10 protein-coding genes, 1 tRNA gene and 1 pseudogene are annotated in these 18,935 nt (G+C 64.1%); 5 read left to right on the top strand and 7 right to left on the bottom strand.

Translation table 11 applies throughout. The features are described from left to right. Positions 1-52 precede the first annotated feature (52 nt). From C0Z19_RS24140 to C0Z19_RS24125, 3 genes are all read right to left on the bottom strand, one after another. The gene (locus C0Z19_RS24140) at positions 53-8,788 is read right to left on the bottom strand and encodes a glycoside hydrolase family 94 protein (protein WP_102612372.1); all 8,736 of its coding nucleotides are present in this window, start codon (positions 8,786-8,788) and stop codon (positions 53-55) included. 207 nt (positions 8,789-8,995) lie between these two features. After that, positions 8,996-10,669: a phosphoglucomutase (alpha-D-glucose-1,6-bisphosphate-dependent) gene (gene pgm / locus C0Z19_RS24135; RefSeq protein WP_102612371.1), complete on the bottom strand. Its 1,674-nt coding sequence runs from the start codon at positions 10,667-10,669 to the stop codon at positions 8,996-8,998. 412 nt (positions 10,670-11,081) lie between these two features. Continuing rightward, complete coding sequence (locus tag C0Z19_RS24125; RefSeq protein WP_146012134.1) at positions 11,082-11,687, bottom strand: LolA-like protein; 606 nt, start codon at positions 11,685-11,687, stop codon at positions 11,082-11,084. 251 nt (positions 11,688-11,938) lie between these two features. Between C0Z19_RS24125 and frmR the strand changes: the two genes are divergently transcribed. From frmR to fghA, 4 genes are all read left to right on the top strand, one after another. After that, positions 11,939-12,214 (top strand): formaldehyde-responsive transcriptional repressor FrmR, encoded by a 276-nt coding sequence (gene frmR, locus C0Z19_RS24120; protein WP_102612368.1) that lies wholly within the window; start codon positions 11,939-11,941, stop codon positions 12,212-12,214. A gap of 62 nt (positions 12,215-12,276) precedes the next feature. After that, positions 12,277-13,386: an S-(hydroxymethyl)glutathione dehydrogenase/class III alcohol dehydrogenase gene (locus tag C0Z19_RS24115; protein ID WP_102612367.1), complete on the top strand. Its 1,110-nt coding sequence runs from the start codon at positions 12,277-12,279 to the stop codon at positions 13,384-13,386. A 54-nt stretch (positions 13,387-13,440) separates the two neighbouring features. Then, a complete protein-coding gene (gene gfa, locus C0Z19_RS24110) occupies positions 13,441-14,016 on the top strand; it encodes an S-(hydroxymethyl)glutathione synthase (protein ID WP_102612366.1) in 576 nt (191 codons plus the stop codon). Between the two features lie 5 nt (positions 14,017-14,021). After that, positions 14,022-14,852, top strand: coding sequence for an S-formylglutathione hydrolase (gene fghA / locus C0Z19_RS24105; RefSeq protein WP_102612365.1), 831 nt, complete (start codon positions 14,022-14,024; stop codon positions 14,850-14,852). Here the strand turns inward: fghA and C0Z19_RS24100 are convergent. Together C0Z19_RS24100 and C0Z19_RS29190 are read right to left on the bottom strand one after the other, a co-directional pair. Next, positions 14,831-15,595, bottom strand: coding sequence for an HAD family hydrolase (locus C0Z19_RS24100; RefSeq protein WP_102612402.1), 765 nt, complete (start codon positions 15,593-15,595; stop codon positions 14,831-14,833). The genes fghA and C0Z19_RS24100 overlap by 22 nt on opposite strands. A gap of 183 nt (positions 15,596-15,778) precedes the next feature. Next, positions 15,779-16,048, bottom strand: a pseudogene (locus C0Z19_RS29190) (hypothetical protein); the annotation flags it as partial. A gap of 143 nt (positions 16,049-16,191) precedes the next feature. Between C0Z19_RS29190 and C0Z19_RS24095 the strand changes: the two are divergent. After that, positions 16,192-16,842, top strand: coding sequence for an SGNH/GDSL hydrolase family protein (locus C0Z19_RS24095; protein WP_102612364.1), 651 nt, complete (start codon positions 16,192-16,194; stop codon positions 16,840-16,842). A 149-nt stretch (positions 16,843-16,991) separates the two neighbouring features. Here C0Z19_RS24095 and C0Z19_RS24090 read toward each other — a convergent pair. Together C0Z19_RS24090 and C0Z19_RS24085 are read right to left on the bottom strand one after the other, a co-directional pair. Then, positions 16,992-17,085 (bottom strand) — tRNA-Ser (locus tag C0Z19_RS24090). Between the two features lie 171 nt (positions 17,086-17,256). Next, positions 17,257-18,507, bottom strand: a complete 1,251-nt coding sequence (locus C0Z19_RS24085) for an aspartate kinase (protein WP_102612363.1) — start codon at positions 18,505-18,507, stop codon at positions 17,257-17,259. Positions 18,508-18,935 lie beyond the last annotated feature (428 nt).

The raw sequence follows: 18,935 nt of genomic DNA, 5'->3' as shown, positions 1-18,935 counted from the left end.
ACAGCAGGTCGCGGGCAAGCAACCAGGCGATCCTCGAAGGCATTGCCCGGGTTCATGTACGCGCCTCGCCAGTGGGATCGCCGGACGATGCCACCGGCCATGGCGCGATCTCCGCGCCGAGGGTCACGATCACACTATGGCGTTCACCGTCGTCCACCAATTGCACCGTCGTCTTGCCCGGTTCGAGCACGATGCCGTCCACGACCATGCTGCTCACGCCTCGGCTAACGCCTTGCGGATTGCGCACCGTGATGTCGTATCGCGCGGCGCCGTGGCCAAACACGGCATTGAAGCCTGACCAGCTCTTCGGCACACACGGTTGGATCGACAGTTCCTTGCCATGCTTGCAGATGCCGAGCAGCCCCTCGATGCCGGCCCGATACAGCCATCCCGCCGAGCCCGTGTACCAGGTCCATCCGCCGCGCCCCACGTGCGGCGATACCGAATAAACGTCGGCGGCGACAACGTACGGCTCGACCTTGTAGCGGCTCTCCCCGCTTCGCGTACGACTGCGATTGACCGGGTTGAGCAGCGCGAACAATTCCGCGGCGCGATCGCCGTCGCCCATCTGCGCGAAGGCCAGCACCGACCACACGGCGGCATGCGTGTATTGGCCGCCGTTCTCCCGAATGCCTGGCGGATAGCCTTTGATATATCCCGGATCAAGCGTCGAGCGATCGAACGGCGGCGTGAAGAGCAACGCCAAGGCGTCGTCGCGGCGAATCAGCCGGCTATCCAGCGCGGCCATCGCACGTTCGGCCCGCGCGGCGCTTGCCGCACCTGATAGCACGCTCCATGACTGAGCAATGGAGTCAATCGTGCATTCGCCGTTGCTGGCCGCCCCCAAGGGCGTGCCGTCGTCGAAGTAACCGCGACGGTACCATTCGCCGTCCCATGCGGCACTCTCGAGTGCGTCGCGCAATGCTTGCGCGCGCTCGATCCAACGGTCCGCCCGTTCGCCATCGCCACGCATACGCGCGAGCGGCGCGAACGCCGACAGCACCGCGTACAGAAACCAGCCAAGCCATACACTCTCGCCGCGCCCCGCCTCGCCGACCCGATTCATGCCATCGTTCCAATCGCCCGTACCCATCAACGGCAAGTCGTGTACGCCGAACAGACCAAGGCTTTGCTCCAGCGCTCGCACGCAATGCTCGTAGAGCGACACGCTGATCTCTGAAACGGTGGGCACAAAGTAGGCGTCTCGCTCGCCGGCGGCGAGCGGCCGGCCTTCGATAAACGGCAGGGCCACGTCGAGAATCGCCAGGTCGCCGGTCACATCGACATATTGCGCCACCGTATAGGCGAGCCACGCGCGGTCGTCCGAAATGCGCGTGCGCACGCCAGCACCGTCTTGTGGCAGCCACCAGTGCTGCACGTCGCCCTCTGGAAACTGCCGCGCCGCCGCTCTCAGCAGGTGCTCGCGGGTCAGGGCCGGGCGCGCGATGGCGAGTGCCATGCCGTCTTGCAACTGATCGCGAAAGCCATATGCACCACTCGCCTGATAAAAGCCCGCGCGCGCCCAGATGCGGCAGACAAGCGTCTGGTATAACAGCCACCGGTTGAGCATCAGATCCATCGTCCGATCCGGCGTGGCCACCTGAATAGTCCCCAGCGTCTCATCCCAGAACGCGGTCACGTCGGCGAGCACCGCGTCGAGGTCGGCTTCGCGATAGCGTGCGATCAATTGCCGTGCGGCCTCGGGGGCGTCCGCTTCGCCCAACAGAAACAACACCTGCGCGATGCCGCCGGGCTCCAGTTCGATCGAGGCTTGCAAGGCCGCGCACGGATCAAGGGCCGCCCCCACCTTTCCGGACAGCGGTAAGGCATCGGCGCCGGCGGCAAGCGCGGCAGGATCACTCAACGTGCCGTTTCGGCCGATGAATTCGCGCCTGTCGGCGCTCCACGCGGTCTGCCGGCCACCCAGATCCGCGAAGGCGACGCGGCTGCGATAAGCCTGGCTCCATCCATTGCGAGCAAACATTGCCCCCGTCACCGGGTCGATCTCGCTGATGGTGTGCGGTGCGGCAATGCTGCGCGACGCACCGAGCGCCCATTCGGCGTAGGCCGTCACCGAAAGCCTGCGCCTTCGGTTCGACAGGTTGTGCAGCGTCAGACGAGAAACTTTGAGCGGGTCGTCGAGCGGCACGAATTGCACCAGCTCGAGCGCAACCTCTTCAGCGGTATGTGTAAAGCGGCTGTAGCCCTGGCCGTGACGGGCAATGTAGGGCGCAGCGCCTGGGGCATTGTCGCGCACGGGGCTCGCTTGGGGCCCCCACAGCGCGCCCGTGTCGTCGTCGCGAACATAAAACGCTTCCGCGGGTGGGTCGCTGACAGGATCGTTCGACCACGGTGTCAGTTGATGCTCACGGCTGTTCGATACCCACGTGTAGCCGCTACCCTCGGCCGACACCAGAAAGCCGCATGCAGGATTGGCGATGACGTTGACCCATGGCATCGGCGTGCATTGGCCGGGCCCGAGGATCGTTACATACTCCCGGCCGTCGTTCGCGAAGCCGCCGAGGCCATTGAAGCATTCAAGTCCGGCGCCGGGCTGAATGCTCGCGGCGGGCCCGGGTACAGGCGGCGGCGAAGGCGGGCGCCTGACGCGCGGCTGGATGGGGGGCGCAATGGGGTTAGGGCTTGCCAGCCGCTGCAACTGATCCAGCAAACGGCCGTTGCGCGCCGCCAGCACCACGCGCGCGGCAACGGGAAAGAGCGCGCGCGCGTCGCTCGACATCAGGTCCGCACGCAACACGAAGATGTCGCCGCGCGCGGCACCTCCGGGCTGCTGCCTCGACGGTCCCGAGCGCACCAGCGTTTCGAGCGCGACCTGCAAATCCTGCACGTATGACGGCGCGCGCTCGTTGACGATGACCAGATCCACCGCAAGCCGCTTCATGCGCCAGTACTCGTGGGCGTGAATGAGTTGCTGCACCAGTGCCATCTGCTCAATGTCATCGATTCGCACCAACAGGATCGGCAGATCGCCCGACACGCCATGCGCCCATAGCGGCGCGGCGCCCACGCCACCCGCCGCCGCCGCCGCCGCCATGCCGCGCAGCAGGGCAGCCGAACTCGGCCGCTTCGAGGGGTCGCTATACAGAATGGAGCCAGCGATCCTCTGGAACTGGCTGGCCTCATCGAGGCTCACGCCGTTGTGGCGCAACTGCACTTGCGCCTGAGTCCAGGCGAGCATCGCCGCACGCGCGAACGATGCGCCGTCGCGATGTTTGTCCACCAGGTCAAGCAGTTTCGCGCGCGACTCGGCGACGATGGTCCAGAAAGCGATGCTCGCGGTCGCGCCCGGCTGGACGCAGAAACGCTGCCGCATCGCGAACGCAGCGTCGAGCACCACGCCCGCAGAGTTGCCGAGGGGCCCCTCGGCAACGAGCCCCAGTGGCGAGCGGACGCCCCTTCCTCGCCCGATAAAGCGGGCGCGATCCGTTTCGACTTCGATGAGCCCTACAGCATCGCCTTCGAGCACCGCAAGATGTGCGGCCCAGACCTCGGGCTCGTCCGGTTCGCGACGTCGCCGCGTCGCCAGAATGACGCCTGATTCAGGCAAATACTCAGTCTCGATGAACAGCTTGGAGAACGCCGGGTGCGCCTGATCGGCGGCCGGCGGTGCGAGTACGATCTCCGCGTAGGACGTGAGTTCGATGGTACGCGCGCGCGCGCCGGTATTGGCCACGGTTATCCGTCGCACTTCCGCGTCGTCTTCGGCGGATACCAACACATCGAGCGAGGTGGTCAGCGTGCCGTCGCGCCGGACGAACTCCGCACGGTCTTCCGCGAAGGTCACCTCGTAGCTGTCCGGCGCTACCCCGGTGGGCTGCCATGTGGCTGACCAGAACTCGCCGCTCTCGACGTCGCGCAGATACAGGTAGCTGCCCCAGTCGTCGCGCGTCGCATCCTCGCGCCAACGGGTGACGGCCAGATCGTTCCAGCGGCTGTACCCCGAGCCGGCCGCCGTCAGCATCACGGCGTAGCGGCCGTTGGAGAGCAAGTGGGTCGCGGGCGTGGGATCGTTCGCCGAGAGCAGGCGCCGGGCGACTGCCGGCTCCGCATCGCGCAACCGGCCGGCATTTCGGTTCTCGTCGACACGCAGATGGGCGACGGCCACCCTGCCCGGCGTGCGTTCCTGCAACAGCAGTTCGGTCGCCTGGATGGCGGGCTCCGCATGGAAGAAGGTGCGGATGCGCCCGCCCAGCAGTGCATTGGCGATCGAGGCGATCGACATGCCCTGATGATGCGCCATGAAAGCACGCACCACGGCCACCTGCTGGCCCTCGGGCACACGCGCGGGCGTATAGTCGAGCGCCTCGTAGAAGCCGAAGCGCCCGCCTGCGCCCGCCGAGCCCAGGCGTTCGAAGTTGCGCGCGGCCGCCGACGGCGCGACCATCGCGGCAAGCGCGGTCGCATAGGGCGCGATGACCGCGTTATAGCCAAGACCGCGTTGTAGCCCGAGGTCGGGGATGCCAAAACTCGAGTATTGATACGTCAATTCGAGATCGCGCGCGTTGTAGGCGGATTCGGAGATCCCCCACGGCAAGCCCAGCGTAGCGCCATAACTGATCTGCTTGCGCACGACCAGGCTGTTGGTCCGTGCAATCAGGCTGCTCGCCGGCGCGCGCATCACCAGCGACGGCATCAGGTATTCGAACATCGAGCCCGACCACGAGACCAGCGCAGCGCCGCCCGCCACTGGTGTCGCGACGCGTCCCAGCCGGAACCAGTGACGCGCGGGAATATCGCCTTTGGCGATGGCGATGAAGCTCGCCAGCCGCGCCTCCGACGCCAGCAGGTCGTAGCTGTTCGGATCCAGTCGCCCCTCGGTAACCGCATAGCCGATCGACAACAGATTGCGCGCCGGGTCCAGCAGGAAGCCGAACTCCATCGCATCTGCCATTTTGAGCGCGGTATCGGTCAGTGCCGTCAAGCGCGCGAGCCGCGCGGCCGATCTGTCCGACGCGCTGGCGCTATCGCGGCAGTGACTTTGAACCGCAAGCTCGAGCGCGGCGCCCCAGAACAGCACATCCTCGCGCCGGCCATCCTGATCGCGGCGCATTTCATCAGCCAGGGCGCGCACGATATCGACCACCGTGGCAGTGAGCGCCATGATCGCAGGCCATGCCGGCGCGCTGCCGTCCGTGGCCGGCCCGGCCGGACGCTCGTCTGCGAGCGCTGCCTGCAGCGCCGCCACGGCCTGATCGAACTCGCCGTAGAGTGGCGCCCGTGTGCGCTCCCCCCCACTCTCGCGCACGGCTTCGCACAACAAGGCAAGGCTGTCGCGGATGCCCTCGAACGCTACCCATCGGCCTGCGTCGGCAGATTGTGCCGCCCACGCGCGGCAGGCATTGCCCACGGCGATCAGATGCCCGGCCAGATTGCCGCTGTCGACCGAGGACACGTACCTAGGTTCCAGCGGCCGCAGATCCTGGGTGTCGTACCAGTTGTAGAAGTGACCGCGGCAGCGCGGCATGCGCTGCATCGTGGCGAGCGTCGCTTCCAGCCGCGCGATGGCGTCCAGCGTGCCGAGCCAGCCGAACTCCCGAGCGCTGACAATGGCGAGCAAGTAGAGCCCGAGGTTGGTCGGCGACGTACGATGTGCTAGGACCGGCCGTGGATCTTCCTGGAAATTGTCCGGCGGCAACATCTGGTCGGCGGCGGTGACGAAGGTCTCGAAATAGCGCCACGTCCGGCGCGCATGAAGTCTCAGTTGCCGCGCGTCGCCGGGGGACACGACGAGATCGCCCGCCGGTCGCGGCGCAAGGCTCGACCAATATGCGAGGGCAGGCGACGCAAACCAGGCAACCGCGAACGGAACGCCAGCCCATGCACCGTGGTTGCCGAATCGCCACACCGCCCATGCGCTCACCGCCATGCCAAAGAGGGTGAGCACAAGGCCCGCACGCATCCGCACGAATGTGGCGGCAAGCGTGAGCCGGCCACGCGCACTCGCCTCGGCCGCGGTTGTCCATTCGAGCAGGTGCCGGTGACTGAGCAGCACGCGGAACAGCGTCCGGGCTATCGCGTCGGTCATCGACCACGCCTGCTGCGGGAGAAAGACGAGCGACAATCCAAGCCGCGCGAGCGCGAGCCGCAGATCGGCCAGCCAGACGATGAGCAAGCTGCGCACCGTCATTTTCACATGCGCACGTTGCCAGCGCGGCACCAGCGCGCTCAGCGTGGGCAGCAGCACCGGCAATGCGATTGTCGCCACCACGAAGGCCGTCCAAACCAGCGCGACCGGCAACGGCAGTGTCCAACCGGCCAGCAGTGCGACAAACGCCGCGGGCGCCGTCAACGTCCGGCGCAGGTTATCCAGCATCTTCCAGCGGCCCGTTGCGTCCAGCGCCAGATCGGTGCGCCGGTGCGTCGCAGTCAGCCAGGGAAGAAGTTGCCAGTCGCCGCGCGCCCAGCGATGCTGGCGGGCCGCGCACACGTCGTAACGGGCTGGAAACGCCTCGACGACTTCAATATCGGATGCGAGGCCGGCGCGAGCAAAAATACCTTCGAACAGATCGTGACTGAGCATCGTGTTCTCGGGCACTCGCCCGGCCAGCGCGGTCTCGAAAGCATCGATATCGTAAATCCCCTTGCCGGCGTACGACCCCTCGTCGAAGAGGTCCTGATAGACATCCGATACGGCAGCGACATAAGGATCGATCCCGCTCGGACTCGACGAGATGCGCTGGAACAGCGAGCCCTCATGACCGACCGGCAGCGACGGCGTCACGCGTGGCTGCAGTATCCCGTAGCCGTCGACAATGCGCTGGCTTCCCCGGTCGAAAACGGGACGATTGAGCGGATGAGCCATCTTTCCGATCAACCGGCGTACGGTGTCTCGCGGCAAGCGGGTGTCGGCATCGAGCGTGATCACATAACGCACCTGGGACGGCACGGCGAGCGGCTGCCCGTCGATGGGCATGAACGAGGTGTCGAGCGCGCCACGCAACAATCGGTTCAACTCATGCAATTTGCCCCGCTTGCGTTCCCAGCCCATCCATTGCTTCTCCGCTTCGTTCCACGTGCGTCGGCGATGCAGCAGGAGAAAGCGCTCGCCATCCGGTCCACCAGGATAGAGGCGATTCAATCGGGCGATGCCGGCTGCCGCGGCCGCCAGCACCTCGTCGTCGCCATCGGCATGGGCAGTCGGCGAATCGGTCCAGTCCGAAAGCAGCGCATAGTAAAGCTCTCCCTTCGGGCTTGCCAGGTGATGGATTTGCAACCGCTCGACTTGTTCGGCCACGGCGGCGGGCGTTGTCAGCAGTGTGGGCACGGCCACCACGGTGCGCAAGGAGGCCGGGATACCGTGGCGCAGCGCCAGACCGGGAAGCACGCTCGCTCCGACGTCGCGCATGACGCCGCGGTTGACGATCGCCACCGCCACATCCATCGCGGGCAGCAGACCGGCCGCGCCCAGCCCGATCAACCAGCCGGCGTGAGGTGCGAGACCGGCCAGCAACGCCAGCACGCCAGCCAGCATCAGCGCGCAGAGCAACAGAATACGGCCGACGTAGCCGGTGAGTCCCGCTCGGCGCGTCAAACGATGCAGCCACACCGCAACCGGGGCGCGATAGCCGATCGCGGCCTCCAGCGCACGGCGGCCGTCAGCCAGCAGGTAATAGCCGGGATCCATTGCGCGCCGTGGCGCCGTAGCGGCGGTCGGCGCGTCCGTGTCGTGGCCCGTGCAGCGCTCCGCATTCGCTTGCTGCGCTGCGTCCTGGGCGGCGGCGACGGCACGGCGCGCGATATCAGTCTCGCTCACCCGTGAGCCGCGTGCCAGCGCCTCTATGGCGCCGCGATACAGGTTGCGGGTCGCAAAATCCATCTCCACGAAACCGGGATGCGTACGCAATATCTCGTCGACGGGGCTGATGCGCTCGAACATTTGCGTCCAGTCGACGTCGGAAATCAGGCGCATGCTGGTGATCACATTGCGCACGGTCAGCGTGGCGGCGCCCTGCTGCTGCTGCACGGCAGCCACGATCCGCTCCGCCGTGGTGCCCTGGAGGGCGAGGCGCTCGTGCAACCAAGTGACCGCGGGCGTCACCTCCGGGTCCTGGTCGTGCAGCCGTTGCAGTAACTGAACCGCGAAGGTGTCGCGTAACGCCGAGCTTCCGTAGCGCTCAACGAGCGTCGCAACGGGCTCTGGCGGTTGCCCCCTGACGCCGAGCAAGCGATCGGCCATCGCGTCGGCGTCGAGCCGCGCCGTCCGCCCATCGGTGATCTGATCCGCGAGGCGCCGCAGATTCTCTATCAAGACGATACGCAGCGTGATCGCCACCGCCCAAAGTTCGCCGATCGTCAGCGGCTGCACCGTCTGGTAGGCCTGGACGAACCGGCACAGCAGGTCCGGATCGAAGCGGCTGTCGGTATGGGCGACGAACGCCCACGCGATTCCGAACACACGCGGATACCCGGCGAACGGGCCGCCGCTCAATTTGGGCAGTTGCCGGTAGTAGCTGGGCGGCAGGTCGTCGCGGATTTGCCGAACCTGCTCTTCGACCACGTAGTAGTTGTCGAGCAGCCACTCTGCTGCCGGCGTAATCGCCTCATCCTGCGCGACAGCGGCCATCGTCGCTTCGTAGGCGTGCAACAGGTGGTCCACGTTGTCCTTCAGCCTCGTTGCAAGCGGCGGTCCGGCGGACGATTTCGGCGAAATTGCCTGAGCGCGGGCGAGGCTGCGCGCATGCTGCGCCAACCGCTCTTCGCCGAAGAGCTCTTCGCGGACCGGCTCGGTGCTATTCCATGGCGATGGCGATACGCGACCCTGCCCCATCGCGCCCCCCCGTCCACGTCCGGTTGCGTATCGCTTCCTTATCGAGGTCTTCAGCATGCGCGTAATCCAGATCGCCGACGTAACGAAGCGGCAAGCAGAGATCGTCTCGTCATCTACGCCGCAAGTCTGTACGTCAATGCACTTTTTGCGGCTTCCTGCGAGCGGGTGCCCGGCGTCACGTCGCCGCTCTCACGCACTTTCAGCGCTTTACTGCGGGGTGCCATCATGCGCGGCCGTCTGTGCCGCGAGCATCGCGTCGACCATCGCCTGAGCCTCGTCGACGATGCGTGTCAGGTGCGCCTCTCCGCGGAAACTCTCCGCGTAGATCTTGTAGATATCTTCGGTTCCTGAAGGACGCGCGGCGAACCAGCCACTCTTCGTGATGACCTTGATGCCGCCAATGGCGGCCTGATTGCCTGGCGCGCGGTCGAGCACCTGCTCGATCTTCTCGCCAGCCAGTTCGGTATGGGGAAACTGCGCACGCGAGAGCCGCGCCAGTAGAGCACGCTGCTGCGCCGTCGCCGCGGCTTGCACGCGACGTTCGGCCGGCTCACCCAATCGCTGAGTCAGGTCCCGGTAGATCTCCGCGGGATCACGGCCTACGCGCGTCGTGATCTCGGCCGAGAGCAACGCAGGCACGATGCCGTCTTTGTCGGTCGTCCAGGCCGAGCCGTCGAGCCGCAGACAGGTAGCGCCCGCGCTCTCTTCCCCCGCGAAGCCCAGCGAACCGTCGAGCAAGCCATCCACAAACCACTTGAATCCAACCGGCACTTCGTAAAGCCCACGGCCAAGCTTCTCGCTCACGCGATCGATCATCTGGCTGCTGACGATGGTCTTTCCCACCGCCGCATGAGCGGGCCACTTCGGACGATGCGCATACAGGTAATCGACGAGAACCGTGAGATAGTGATTCGGCGGCAGCAGCCCCGCCTCGCGCGTGACGATGCCATGCCGGTCGTGATCCGTGTCGCACGCAAAGGCCACGTCGAAGCGTTCTTTTTGCTCGAGCAGCATTTGCATCGCATACGGCGACGAAGGGTCCATGCGAATCTGCCCGTCCCAATCGACGCTCATGAAGCGGAAGGTCGGATCGACCTCCTCATTGACCACAGTAAGGTTCAAGCCATAGCGTTCGGCAATCGGCCCCCAATAGTGCACACCGGCACCGCCGAGCGGATCGACGCCGAGGCGGATCGGCGCGCCGCGCACCACATCCATGTCGATCACATTGATGAGGTCGCCGACGTAAGTGTTGAGGAAGTCATGCCGGTGCGTCGTCGTCGCGCGCAGCGCCTTTGACAGCGGCACGCGCAGCACGCCGTCGAGCTTGCTTTCAAGCAAGGCGTTCGCCGCTGCCTCGATCCAGCCGGTGACAGTCTCGTCCGCCGGACCGCCGTTCGGCGGGTTGTATTTGAACCCACCGCTTTCCGGCGGGTTGTGCGAAGGCGTCACCACAATGCCGTCCGCCAGTCCTGACGACCGGTGGCGGTTGTACGCCAGGATCGAGTGGGACACGGCGGGCGTGGGCGTGTATTCGCCGATTTGCGCAATCATGACTTCGACGCCATTCGCGGCCAGCACCTCGAGCGCGCTCGCGGATGCGGGTTCCGAGAGTGCATGCGTGTCGATGCCGAGAAACAGCGGGCCGTCGATACTGTGCTGCCTGCGATAGCGGCAAATGGCCTGAGTGATGGCCAGCACGTGCCATTCATTGAAGCTGCCCTCGAGGGCCGATCCACGATGTCCCGATGTACCGAACGCGACCCTTTGAGCCGGGTTCGACGGATCCGGCATATCGGTGTAGTAGGCCGTGACAAGCCGTGGGACGTTGACGAGCATCGCATGCGTCGCCCGCTTGCCCGCGAGAGGACTGATATTCATTGCGGCCTCTATGTCTGGAACAGGCGTGTTCAGGGCGAGTCGTCCGGGCGTTGCCGTTCTCCGGCAACCCCGCGGGCCTCCCGCCCTTGCCGGAGACTGTGTCCGTATCGAACCAGCGAGACGCCGAAAATCAGGATCAGTCCAATCACGATACCCCACATCGCGACACCCCACATTGAGTAAGTCATAGCGTAACCTTTGGTCGGCTCAGGATCGGTGATCCGGGTTCCCGTAGTAATGAAGTGCCACAGAGAAATCATCGGACCAGCGGATTCGAGAGTCTGTCCGCTAAGGGACTTTTGCGGCTTTCGGCTATCGGGAGAGCGCCCGATGGGATCGCCTTATACGGCGCAACGCATCGTGGTGGAGAAAGACGGGGGTGGGGGGAGCCGCCGATGTAAGGGGGAATCGACTAGCTGAACGGCCCGAGTTGCGATTCGGGCACGTCGATCCTCAAATCCTCCATCAGCACAGTCTCGATCGGCTCGCCCGACGCCCCCTCGCTCGCCGCCCTGACGGGCAGCCCAAGGCCGACATCGAACCACAATTCATAGCGGCACACACCCGCCACCCGCTGGCCCGGGCTACGCGTCACGATCACATGCAACGCCCGGCGCATGCCGATCGTCTGCACGCCGACGACCTGCGTATCGCCGTGTCGTTGCAGTTCACGAACGTTGACCAGCAGGACACCGAGATCGGACTGGTCGATGCGATGCCCTTGCGCACTCTTGATGAGAGGATTGTCGGGGCTGAATTCGAGCTTCGGCAACCTGCCGAAACCAAAAGGCCAAAGCGTAGCTTTCCCCGTTTCAGGGCTGTAGACGACGGTCGTGCCCGCATGCGGCCGGATGCAATCCATTCGAACGAAGCCCGGCTTGCGATAGCTATACCTGATCGCGATGGGCCTCGCTCCCGCAGCGCTCGATTCGAGCGTGACCTGATAGTTTGCGAGCGCGTTGAAGCGCGCCTGCGCATCGGCAATGACATCACGATCCGGAATTCGCGCATCCGTCATCACACAGGTTCGCGCAATGGCGCGAACGCCACGATTGGCATCGCCGCCCCCTACGCAAAAGTAATCAGCCGTAGATGACCGGTGATTTTCGCGCACCGCGTCGCACCTCGCAATGCTGGTGTGAACGGCAAGCATTTCACGCAGGGCGGTGTGTCATCGAATAAGCCCGGGCGCCTATTTCAAATCTCGGCTTTCATACTGCCTCCCAGTATGCTACCTTATACTGCACCCCAGTTCCGATAGCGAGAAAAATGCCACACACCGCAGCAGAGAAAAAGCGCGTCCTGGCCCGCGTGCGCCGCGTGAAAGGACAGATCGACGCGCTCGAGCGCGCGCTCGAGGAAGGTGCAGACTGCGGTCCGATTCTTCAGCAGATAGCCGCCGTGCGCGGCGCCATCAACGGATTGATGGCTGGTGTTCTAGAAAGCCACTTACGAGAAGAGTTTTCGCATGTCGCGCAAACAAACGGTGCGCAGCAAGGATCGATCGATGACGTCGTCTCCCTCGTGCGCTCATATCTTCGTTGAACGGATTCAGCGGCCGCCGATAGCGCCGGCTGAGTTTGCCCTCTTTTGCTCAAAGGACTGACATGAAATCACGTGCTGCCGTTGCATTCGGGCCTGGCAAACCCCTCGAAATCGTCGAGATCGACGTCGAACCGCCGCGTAAGGGCGAAGTGCTCGTGAAGATCACGCACACGGGGGTCTGCCATACCGACGCCTTCACGCTCTCGGGCGACGATCCCGAGGGCATCTTCCCCGCCGTGCTCGGTCACGAAGGCGCGGGCATCGTAGTCCAAGTTGGCGAAGGCGTGACCAGCGTCAAACCTGGCGATCACGTGATCCCGCTCTACACGGCCGAATGCGGCGAGTGTCTCTTCTGCAAGAGCGGCAAAACCAATTTGTGCGTGGCCGTTCGCGCCACCCAGGGCAAGGGCGTGATGCCCGACGGCACCACGCGCTTCAGCTACAAGGGCCAGCCCGTTTATCACTACATGGGCTGCTCGACGTTCAGCGAATACACCGTCGTTGCCGAAGTCTCGCTGGCCAAGATCAACCCCGATGCCAACCCCGAGCAGGTCTGCTTGCTCGGTTGCGGCGTCACCACCGGCTTGGGCGCGGTCAAGAACACCGCCAAGGTGCAAGAAGGCGATTCGGTGGCCGTGTTCGGCCTGGGCGGCATTGGTCTGGCCGTGATCCAAGGCGCCAAGCTGGCCAAGGCGGGCCGCATCTTCGCCATCGATACGAACCCGAGCAAATTCGACCTCGCCCGCGTATTCGGTGCGACCGATTGCGTCAACCCGAAAGATCATGAGAAGCCGATTCAGCAAGTGATCGTGGAGATGACGGGCTGGGGCGTCGACCACACCTTCGAATGCATCGGCAACGTGAACGTCATGCGCGCGGCGCTCGAATGCGCCCATCGCGGTTGGGGCCAGTCGGTCATCATCGGCGTGGCAGGCGCGGGGCAGGAAATTTCAACGCGTCCGTTCCAGCTCGTGACGGGCCGCCGCTGGCTCGGCACTGCGTTCGGCGGCGTCAAGGGGCGCTCGCAGTTGCCCGGCATGGTGGAAGACGCCATGGCGGGGACAATCCAACTCGCACCGTTCGTCACCCACACCAAATCGCTCGCCGAGATCAACGAAGCGTTCGATCTGATGCACGAAGGCAAGTCGATCCGCACCGTCGTTCATTACTGATTGCTGATGACTGATCATTAGCGATCACGCCTCATACCAACCAGGAGACATATCATGACCACGGCAATTCACCCTGGCGTCGACCACGGCATTCAGAAGGGCGCGAGCGATTTCAAAGGCGGTACCTTGCGATGCTCATGCGCAACCGATCCCGTGGAGGTCCGCGTGGATTCGCAAGTCTTGTTCAATCACGCGTGCGGCTGCACGAAGTGCTGGAAACCCGCCGGCGCCCTGTTTTCCGTCGTGGGCGTGGTGCCGCGCGACAAGCTGACGGTGACGGCGCACGGCGAAAAGCTCAAGGTTGTGGACGAATCGGCGCTGATTCAGCGTCACGCCTGCACCGGTTGCGGCAAGCATTTGTTCGGGCGCATCGAGAACAAGGACCATGCGTTCTACGGCCTGGACTTCATTCACACCGAGCTGTCGAAGGACGCAGGTTGGGAAGGGCCCGGTTTCGCCGCATTCGTTTCGTCCATCATCGAAAGCGGCACGCCGCCGTCTGCGATGGCCGACGTGCGCAAGACGCTGCGTGAGAAAGGACTCGAGCCGTACGATTGCCTCAGTCCGGCGTTGATGGACATCCTGGCCACGCATGCGGCCAAAGCCAAAGGCACCTACCGCGAGGCTTGATCGATATGGAACGCGTCGAGCGACACGTTTGTCATGATGGATACCAGGAAGTGTGGAAGCATGCCTCCCCCACCCTTCAATGCGAGATGCGCTTCGGCATTTACCTGCCGAGCGCGGCCTTGCGCGGCCAGCCGTGCCCGGTTCTGTACTGGCTATCTGGTCTCACCTGCACCGAGCAGAACTTCATTACGAAAAGTGGCGCTCAACGCTACGCGGCGGAGCACGGCCTCATCGTCGTCGCACCGGATACGAGCCCTCGCGGCGACGAGGTGGCCGACGATCCGAGCTACGACGTAGGCAAAGGCGCCGGCTTCTACGTCAACGCTACGCGGCAGCCGTGGGCCACGCATTACCGCATGTACGACTATGTCGTCGACGAACTACCGGCGCTGATCGAAGCGCAGTTTCCGGTCACGCAGGCGCGCGCCATCAGCGGACACTCGATGGGCGGACACGGCGCATTGACCGTCGCGCTGCGCAATCCGGCACGCTATCGCAGCGTGTCGGCGTTTTCGCCGATCGTCGCACCAAGCCAGGTACCTTGGGGCGAAAAGGCGTTCACGGCCTATCTCGGCGACGATCGGCAAGCTTGGAAAGACTACGATGCGGTGGAACTCGTCAAGGCCGCGGCAGAACGATTGCCGCTACGGATCGATCAAGGTGGCAGCGACGAATTCCTGGACAAGCAGTTGAAGCCGGAGCTGCTGCGCGCAGCCTGCGACGCAGCGGGACACCCGTTGGAATTGAATCTACGTTCGGGCTATGACCACAGCTACTACTTCATCGCCAGTTTTATCGGCGAACACATTTCCTATCACGCAAGGGCGTTGCGTTGATTCGCATGCAGGCGCCGCAGCGCGTCTAGATCGACCCAGCCCTGCTTCGCCTCGGCAATGCCGTGCGGCAGCGGCCGGGCCGGGTCGCCCAGGTAAGGCAGCACGCCCAGTGCGCCATCGAAACGCTGCCGCGCGGTGTAGGCCGTGGTCGTAATCAACGTCGGGATACCCGCCGCGCGCGCCGCACGCAGTCCGTTCTCCGAATCTTCCAGCGCAAGGCATTCGGCTGCCGGCAACCCGAGTTCGCGCAACGCGGCGTAATACACGTCGGGGGCGGGCTTCTTCACCGGCGCTGTCGACGCGTCGCATACGGCTGAAAACCGCTTGCGCCAGTCGGCCCCCAGCGCCGGGCACAGCAGCGCGTCGAGATTGTCCGGCGTCGTGGTCGTGGCGATCGCCAGCGCCAAGCCGGCCGCGCACGCTTCGTCCATCAAACGGCGGATACCCGGCCGCAGCGGCAACGCGCCGCCGCGCACGCGCTCGACGTAGTAGCGCGTCTTGATCGCATGGATCGCATCGATAGTTTCAGCGATTGCGCCACCGGCTGCCTCCTCAGGCTCGACGCAACGCCAATAATGACCGATGCGCTCCTTGCCGCCCGCCACGTGGAGCAGGCGCGCATAGAGGCTTTCATCCCAGTGCCAGTTCAGGCCGACTTCCGAGAACGCGGCGTTGAACGCATCGCAATGGGCCGCCTCGGTATCCGCCATCGTCCCGTCGACGTCGAAAATCAATGCTTGCATGCGCCTTTCCTCTCTGCGTGACGCACCGTCACGGTTCCCGCCGTGCGGCTTCGGCGATTCCCGATCTCGTGAGCCGTTCGCGGCACGTGATTGCCTGCCTCCGAATAAGGAGAATCGATTCTCGCCGGCCTGCGTCATGGCTTCACGCGCGCGCGCCGTACGACTGCGCCGTTCGTGCAACGGGCTTGATCTTGGACGCCTGCTCATGCCGCGCGGCCTCGCACCGGCCAGCACGAGCCGATCCATGTCCACGCCCTGTTGAATGGCTGCGCCGATCGTATTCAACTGCGCCCAGGCGACTACCCCCGGGCGCACTTGCTCGACGAGTGCGTCGACATCGTGATAGGCCGTCCGTTCGCCGCGGAGCAAGAGTGGCCCGGGATCGATACGCGGCTTGCCCTGCGCATCAACGTAGGTGTGATAGACGAGATCGCCGGGCATCAGGTCGAAGGTGCGCGGCGAGTCATCGGCGTGCTGATCGCGTTCGCGGTCCGAACCTGGACGACGATATCGGGCAAAATCCTGGCCTTCGAACTCATGAAGATGGTTTATTGAGAACCAGCGCCCCCACTCTCATTTGTTCCAATGCAATCCATATGAAACAGATTCTGGTGTATGCCGACTCGCTATCCTGGGGCATCGTTCCCGGAACCCGTCAACGCTTGACGTTTGACGCGCGCTGGCCCGGCGTGATGGAAAACACTTTACGTATGCGAGGGGTCGCAGCACGCGTCTTCGAGAACTGCCTGAACGGCCGCAAGACAGCATGGGACGATCCTTTCAGGCCCGGACGCAACGGCATCGTAGGCCTTGAGCAAGTGGTCGAGATGCACTCTCCCCTCGACTTGGTGATCGTGATGCTCGGCACCAACGATTTCCAGACGGACCACTCCCACACCGCATGGCATTCAGCGGAAGGCATCAGCGCATTGATCGATGCTGTACGCCGTGCCCCGGTGGAACCGGGCATGCCTATCCCCCCCTTGCTGATCGTCGTCCCGCCGGCGATCAGCGTACCCGACGGCCCGGTCATGCCGAAGTTCGTCGGCGGCCAAGAGCGCTGCATCGGCCTGGCAGAAGCCTACAGCGACATCGCACGGGCGCAAGGCTGTATGGTTTTCGACGCCGGTACGGTCACGACGGCCAGCCGCCGAGACGGTATTCATCTCGACGCCGATCAGCATATCGTCCTAGGCAAAGCCATTGCAGATGTCGTGCAGGCCGCACTCGAACACGAAGAAAGCTAGTCGATCGTCGCCGAGGTCCCCACGACAGCGGCGTGGGCTGTTGGCCGCCGATGGCCGCCGTTGGCTGTTAATAGGCCAACGGCCAATGATGGGCCGGAATAGAAAAAGCCCCGCAAGTCCTAGAACTTGCGGGGCTTTGTCACCGCTTTTGGCGGAGACGGAGGGATTCGAACCCTCGATCCAGGTTTTGGCCCAGATGCTCCCTTAGCAGGGGAGTGCCTTCGACCTCTCGGCCACGTCTCCCAAATCTGCGTTGCGCCGGGAGGCAGCGCAACGAGACCAAGATAATAACGGGAACAGTTACGTAGGTCAAATCATGCGGCACATTTTTTTCAATGCGCCGCCGATTCGCTCGACAGTTGTGCTCACGGGCTGATCCGCAAACCGCGGACCGAAAGCGGCAAGCCCGCAGCCTTATGCCTGATCGAGTTCGAACGCCTTATGCAGCGCCCGGACGGCCAACTCCATATACTTCTCGTCGATCAGCACCGAGATCTTGATTTCGGACGTCGAGATCATCTGGATGTTGATGCCCTCTTCCGAGAGCGTCCGGAACATCTTGCTTGCGATACCGACATGCGAGCGCATACCGACGCCAACCACCGAGACCTTCGACACGCGCGGATCGCCCACGACTTCCTCGGCGTTCACGTGGCCTTTCACGTGATTGACCAGGATGTCCATGGCGCGCTGATAATCGCCGCGACCGACCGTGAACGTGAAATCGGTCTTGCCATGCACGCTCTGGTTTTGAATGATCATGTCGACGTCGATGTTCGCGTCGGCCACGGGGCCAAGAATCTGATAGGCGATGCCCGGCTTGTCGGGCACGCCGCGCACTGCGATGCGCGCTTCGTCGCGTTGGAACGCGATACCGGAGATGACTGCTTTTTCCATGGTCTCGTCTTCTTCAAAAGTGATCAGCGTGCCCGATTTCATTTCTTCCTCGAGCGGAATCATCGGGTCGGTCAGGCTCGACAGCACACGCGTCTTCACCCGGTACTTACCTGCGAACTCGACCGAACGGATCTGCAGCACCTTCGATCCCAGGCTCGCCATTTCAAGCATTTCCTCGAAGGTCACGCGGTCGAGCCGGCGCGCTTCTTCGACAACACGCGGGTCGGTCGTATAGACGCCGTCCACATCGGTGAAGATCAGGCATTCGTCCGCTTCGAGCGCCGCAGCGACGGCCACGGCCGACGTGTCCGAGCCGCCGCGGCCCAGCGTCGTGATATGCCCTTCCGGGTCGACGCCCTGGAAGCCCGTGATGACGACCACCTTCCCGGCATCGAGCTCGCGCATGACGCGCTCGTCGTCGATTTCGTTGATCCGCGCCTTGGTGAATGCGCTATCGGTCTTGATCGGCACTTGCCAGCCGGCGAAGCTCACGGCTTCGACGCCGATATCATGCAGCGCAATCGACAAGAGCCCTACGCTGACCTGCTCGCCCGTCGCCGCAATGACGTCGAGCTCGCGCGGACTCGGCTGGCTCGAAATCTCTTTGGCGAGACCGAGCAGCCGATTGGTTTCGCCCGACATCGCCGAAGGCACGACGACCAATTTGTGTCCGGCCTTGTGCCATTTCGCGATGCGCTTGGCGACGTTCTTGATGCGCTCGACCGAGCCCATCGAAGTGCCGCCGTATTTGTGTACGATGAGTGCCATTGTCGTTCTGAACTGGAGGAGAAACCGCGCCGATGCGCCAAAAGCAGAACCGCAAGACTGCCGTTCGGTCTCGCGGCCTCGTGAGCGCTACGACGACGAAGGAGGGCTGCGAAATCGTGGATGCAGCGTGTGCGATTTGCCCGGATGCGAAGCGCCTGCTGCGTGAGCCTGTTGCGGGCGCGGGTAGCGCGGAAACAGGCGGGCGAATGCGCACAATGCGCGCAAACGGCTGCGAAAGCGGATCGGGCGAGCCTTCGAGCGTACTTGAACGCCGCCGAAAAGACAAGCGCATGGCGCCGGCTGTTAGCCCAAAGTCGTAATGTCCCCTTCCAACAAAGTACAAATGTCCCCTTTTGGTTCGTGAGGGGGCGGCACGGTGGAAGGGCTAGTGTCGATGAGCGCGAAGGAACGAGAGCGGCAACGGGTGA

Source organism: Trinickia soli (assembly GCF_002879855.1).
Classification (GTDB): domain Bacteria; phylum Pseudomonadota; class Gammaproteobacteria; order Burkholderiales; family Burkholderiaceae; genus Trinickia; species Trinickia soli.
This window is presented reverse-complemented; position numbering and strand designations above follow the sequence as displayed.

Bases quoted from the DNA above. Each gene is read 5' to 3' on its own strand.
- C0Z19_RS24115 (WP_102612367.1), top strand. From the start codon at position 12,277: ATGAAATCACGTGCTGCCGTTGCATTCGGGCCTGGCAAACCCCTCGAA.
- pgm (WP_102612371.1), bottom strand. From the start codon at position 10,669: ATGAATATCAGTCCTCTCGCGGGCAAGCGGGCGACGCATGCGATGCTC.
- C0Z19_RS24095 (WP_102612364.1), top strand. From the start codon at position 16,192: ATGAAACAGATTCTGGTGTATGCCGACTCGCTATCCTGGGGCATCGTT.
- frmR (WP_102612368.1), top strand. From the start codon at position 11,939: ATGCCACACACCGCAGCAGAGAAAAAGCGCGTCCTGGCCCGCGTGCGC.
- C0Z19_RS24125 (WP_146012134.1), bottom strand. From the start codon at position 11,687: ATGACGGATGCGCGAATTCCGGATCGTGATGTCATTGCCGATGCGCAG.
- C0Z19_RS24100 (WP_102612402.1), bottom strand. From the start codon at position 15,595: ATGCAAGCATTGATTTTCGACGTCGACGGGACGATGGCGGATACCGAG.
- fghA (WP_102612365.1), top strand. From the start codon at position 14,022: ATGGAACGCGTCGAGCGACACGTTTGTCATGATGGATACCAGGAAGTG.
- gfa (WP_102612366.1), top strand. From the start codon at position 13,441: ATGACCACGGCAATTCACCCTGGCGTCGACCACGGCATTCAGAAGGGC.
- C0Z19_RS24085 (WP_102612363.1), bottom strand. From the start codon at position 18,507: ATGGCACTCATCGTACACAAATACGGCGGCACTTCGATGGGCTCGGTC.
- C0Z19_RS24140 (WP_102612372.1), bottom strand. From the start codon at position 8,788: ATGGGGCAGGGTCGCGTATCGCCATCGCCATGGAATAGCACCGAGCCG.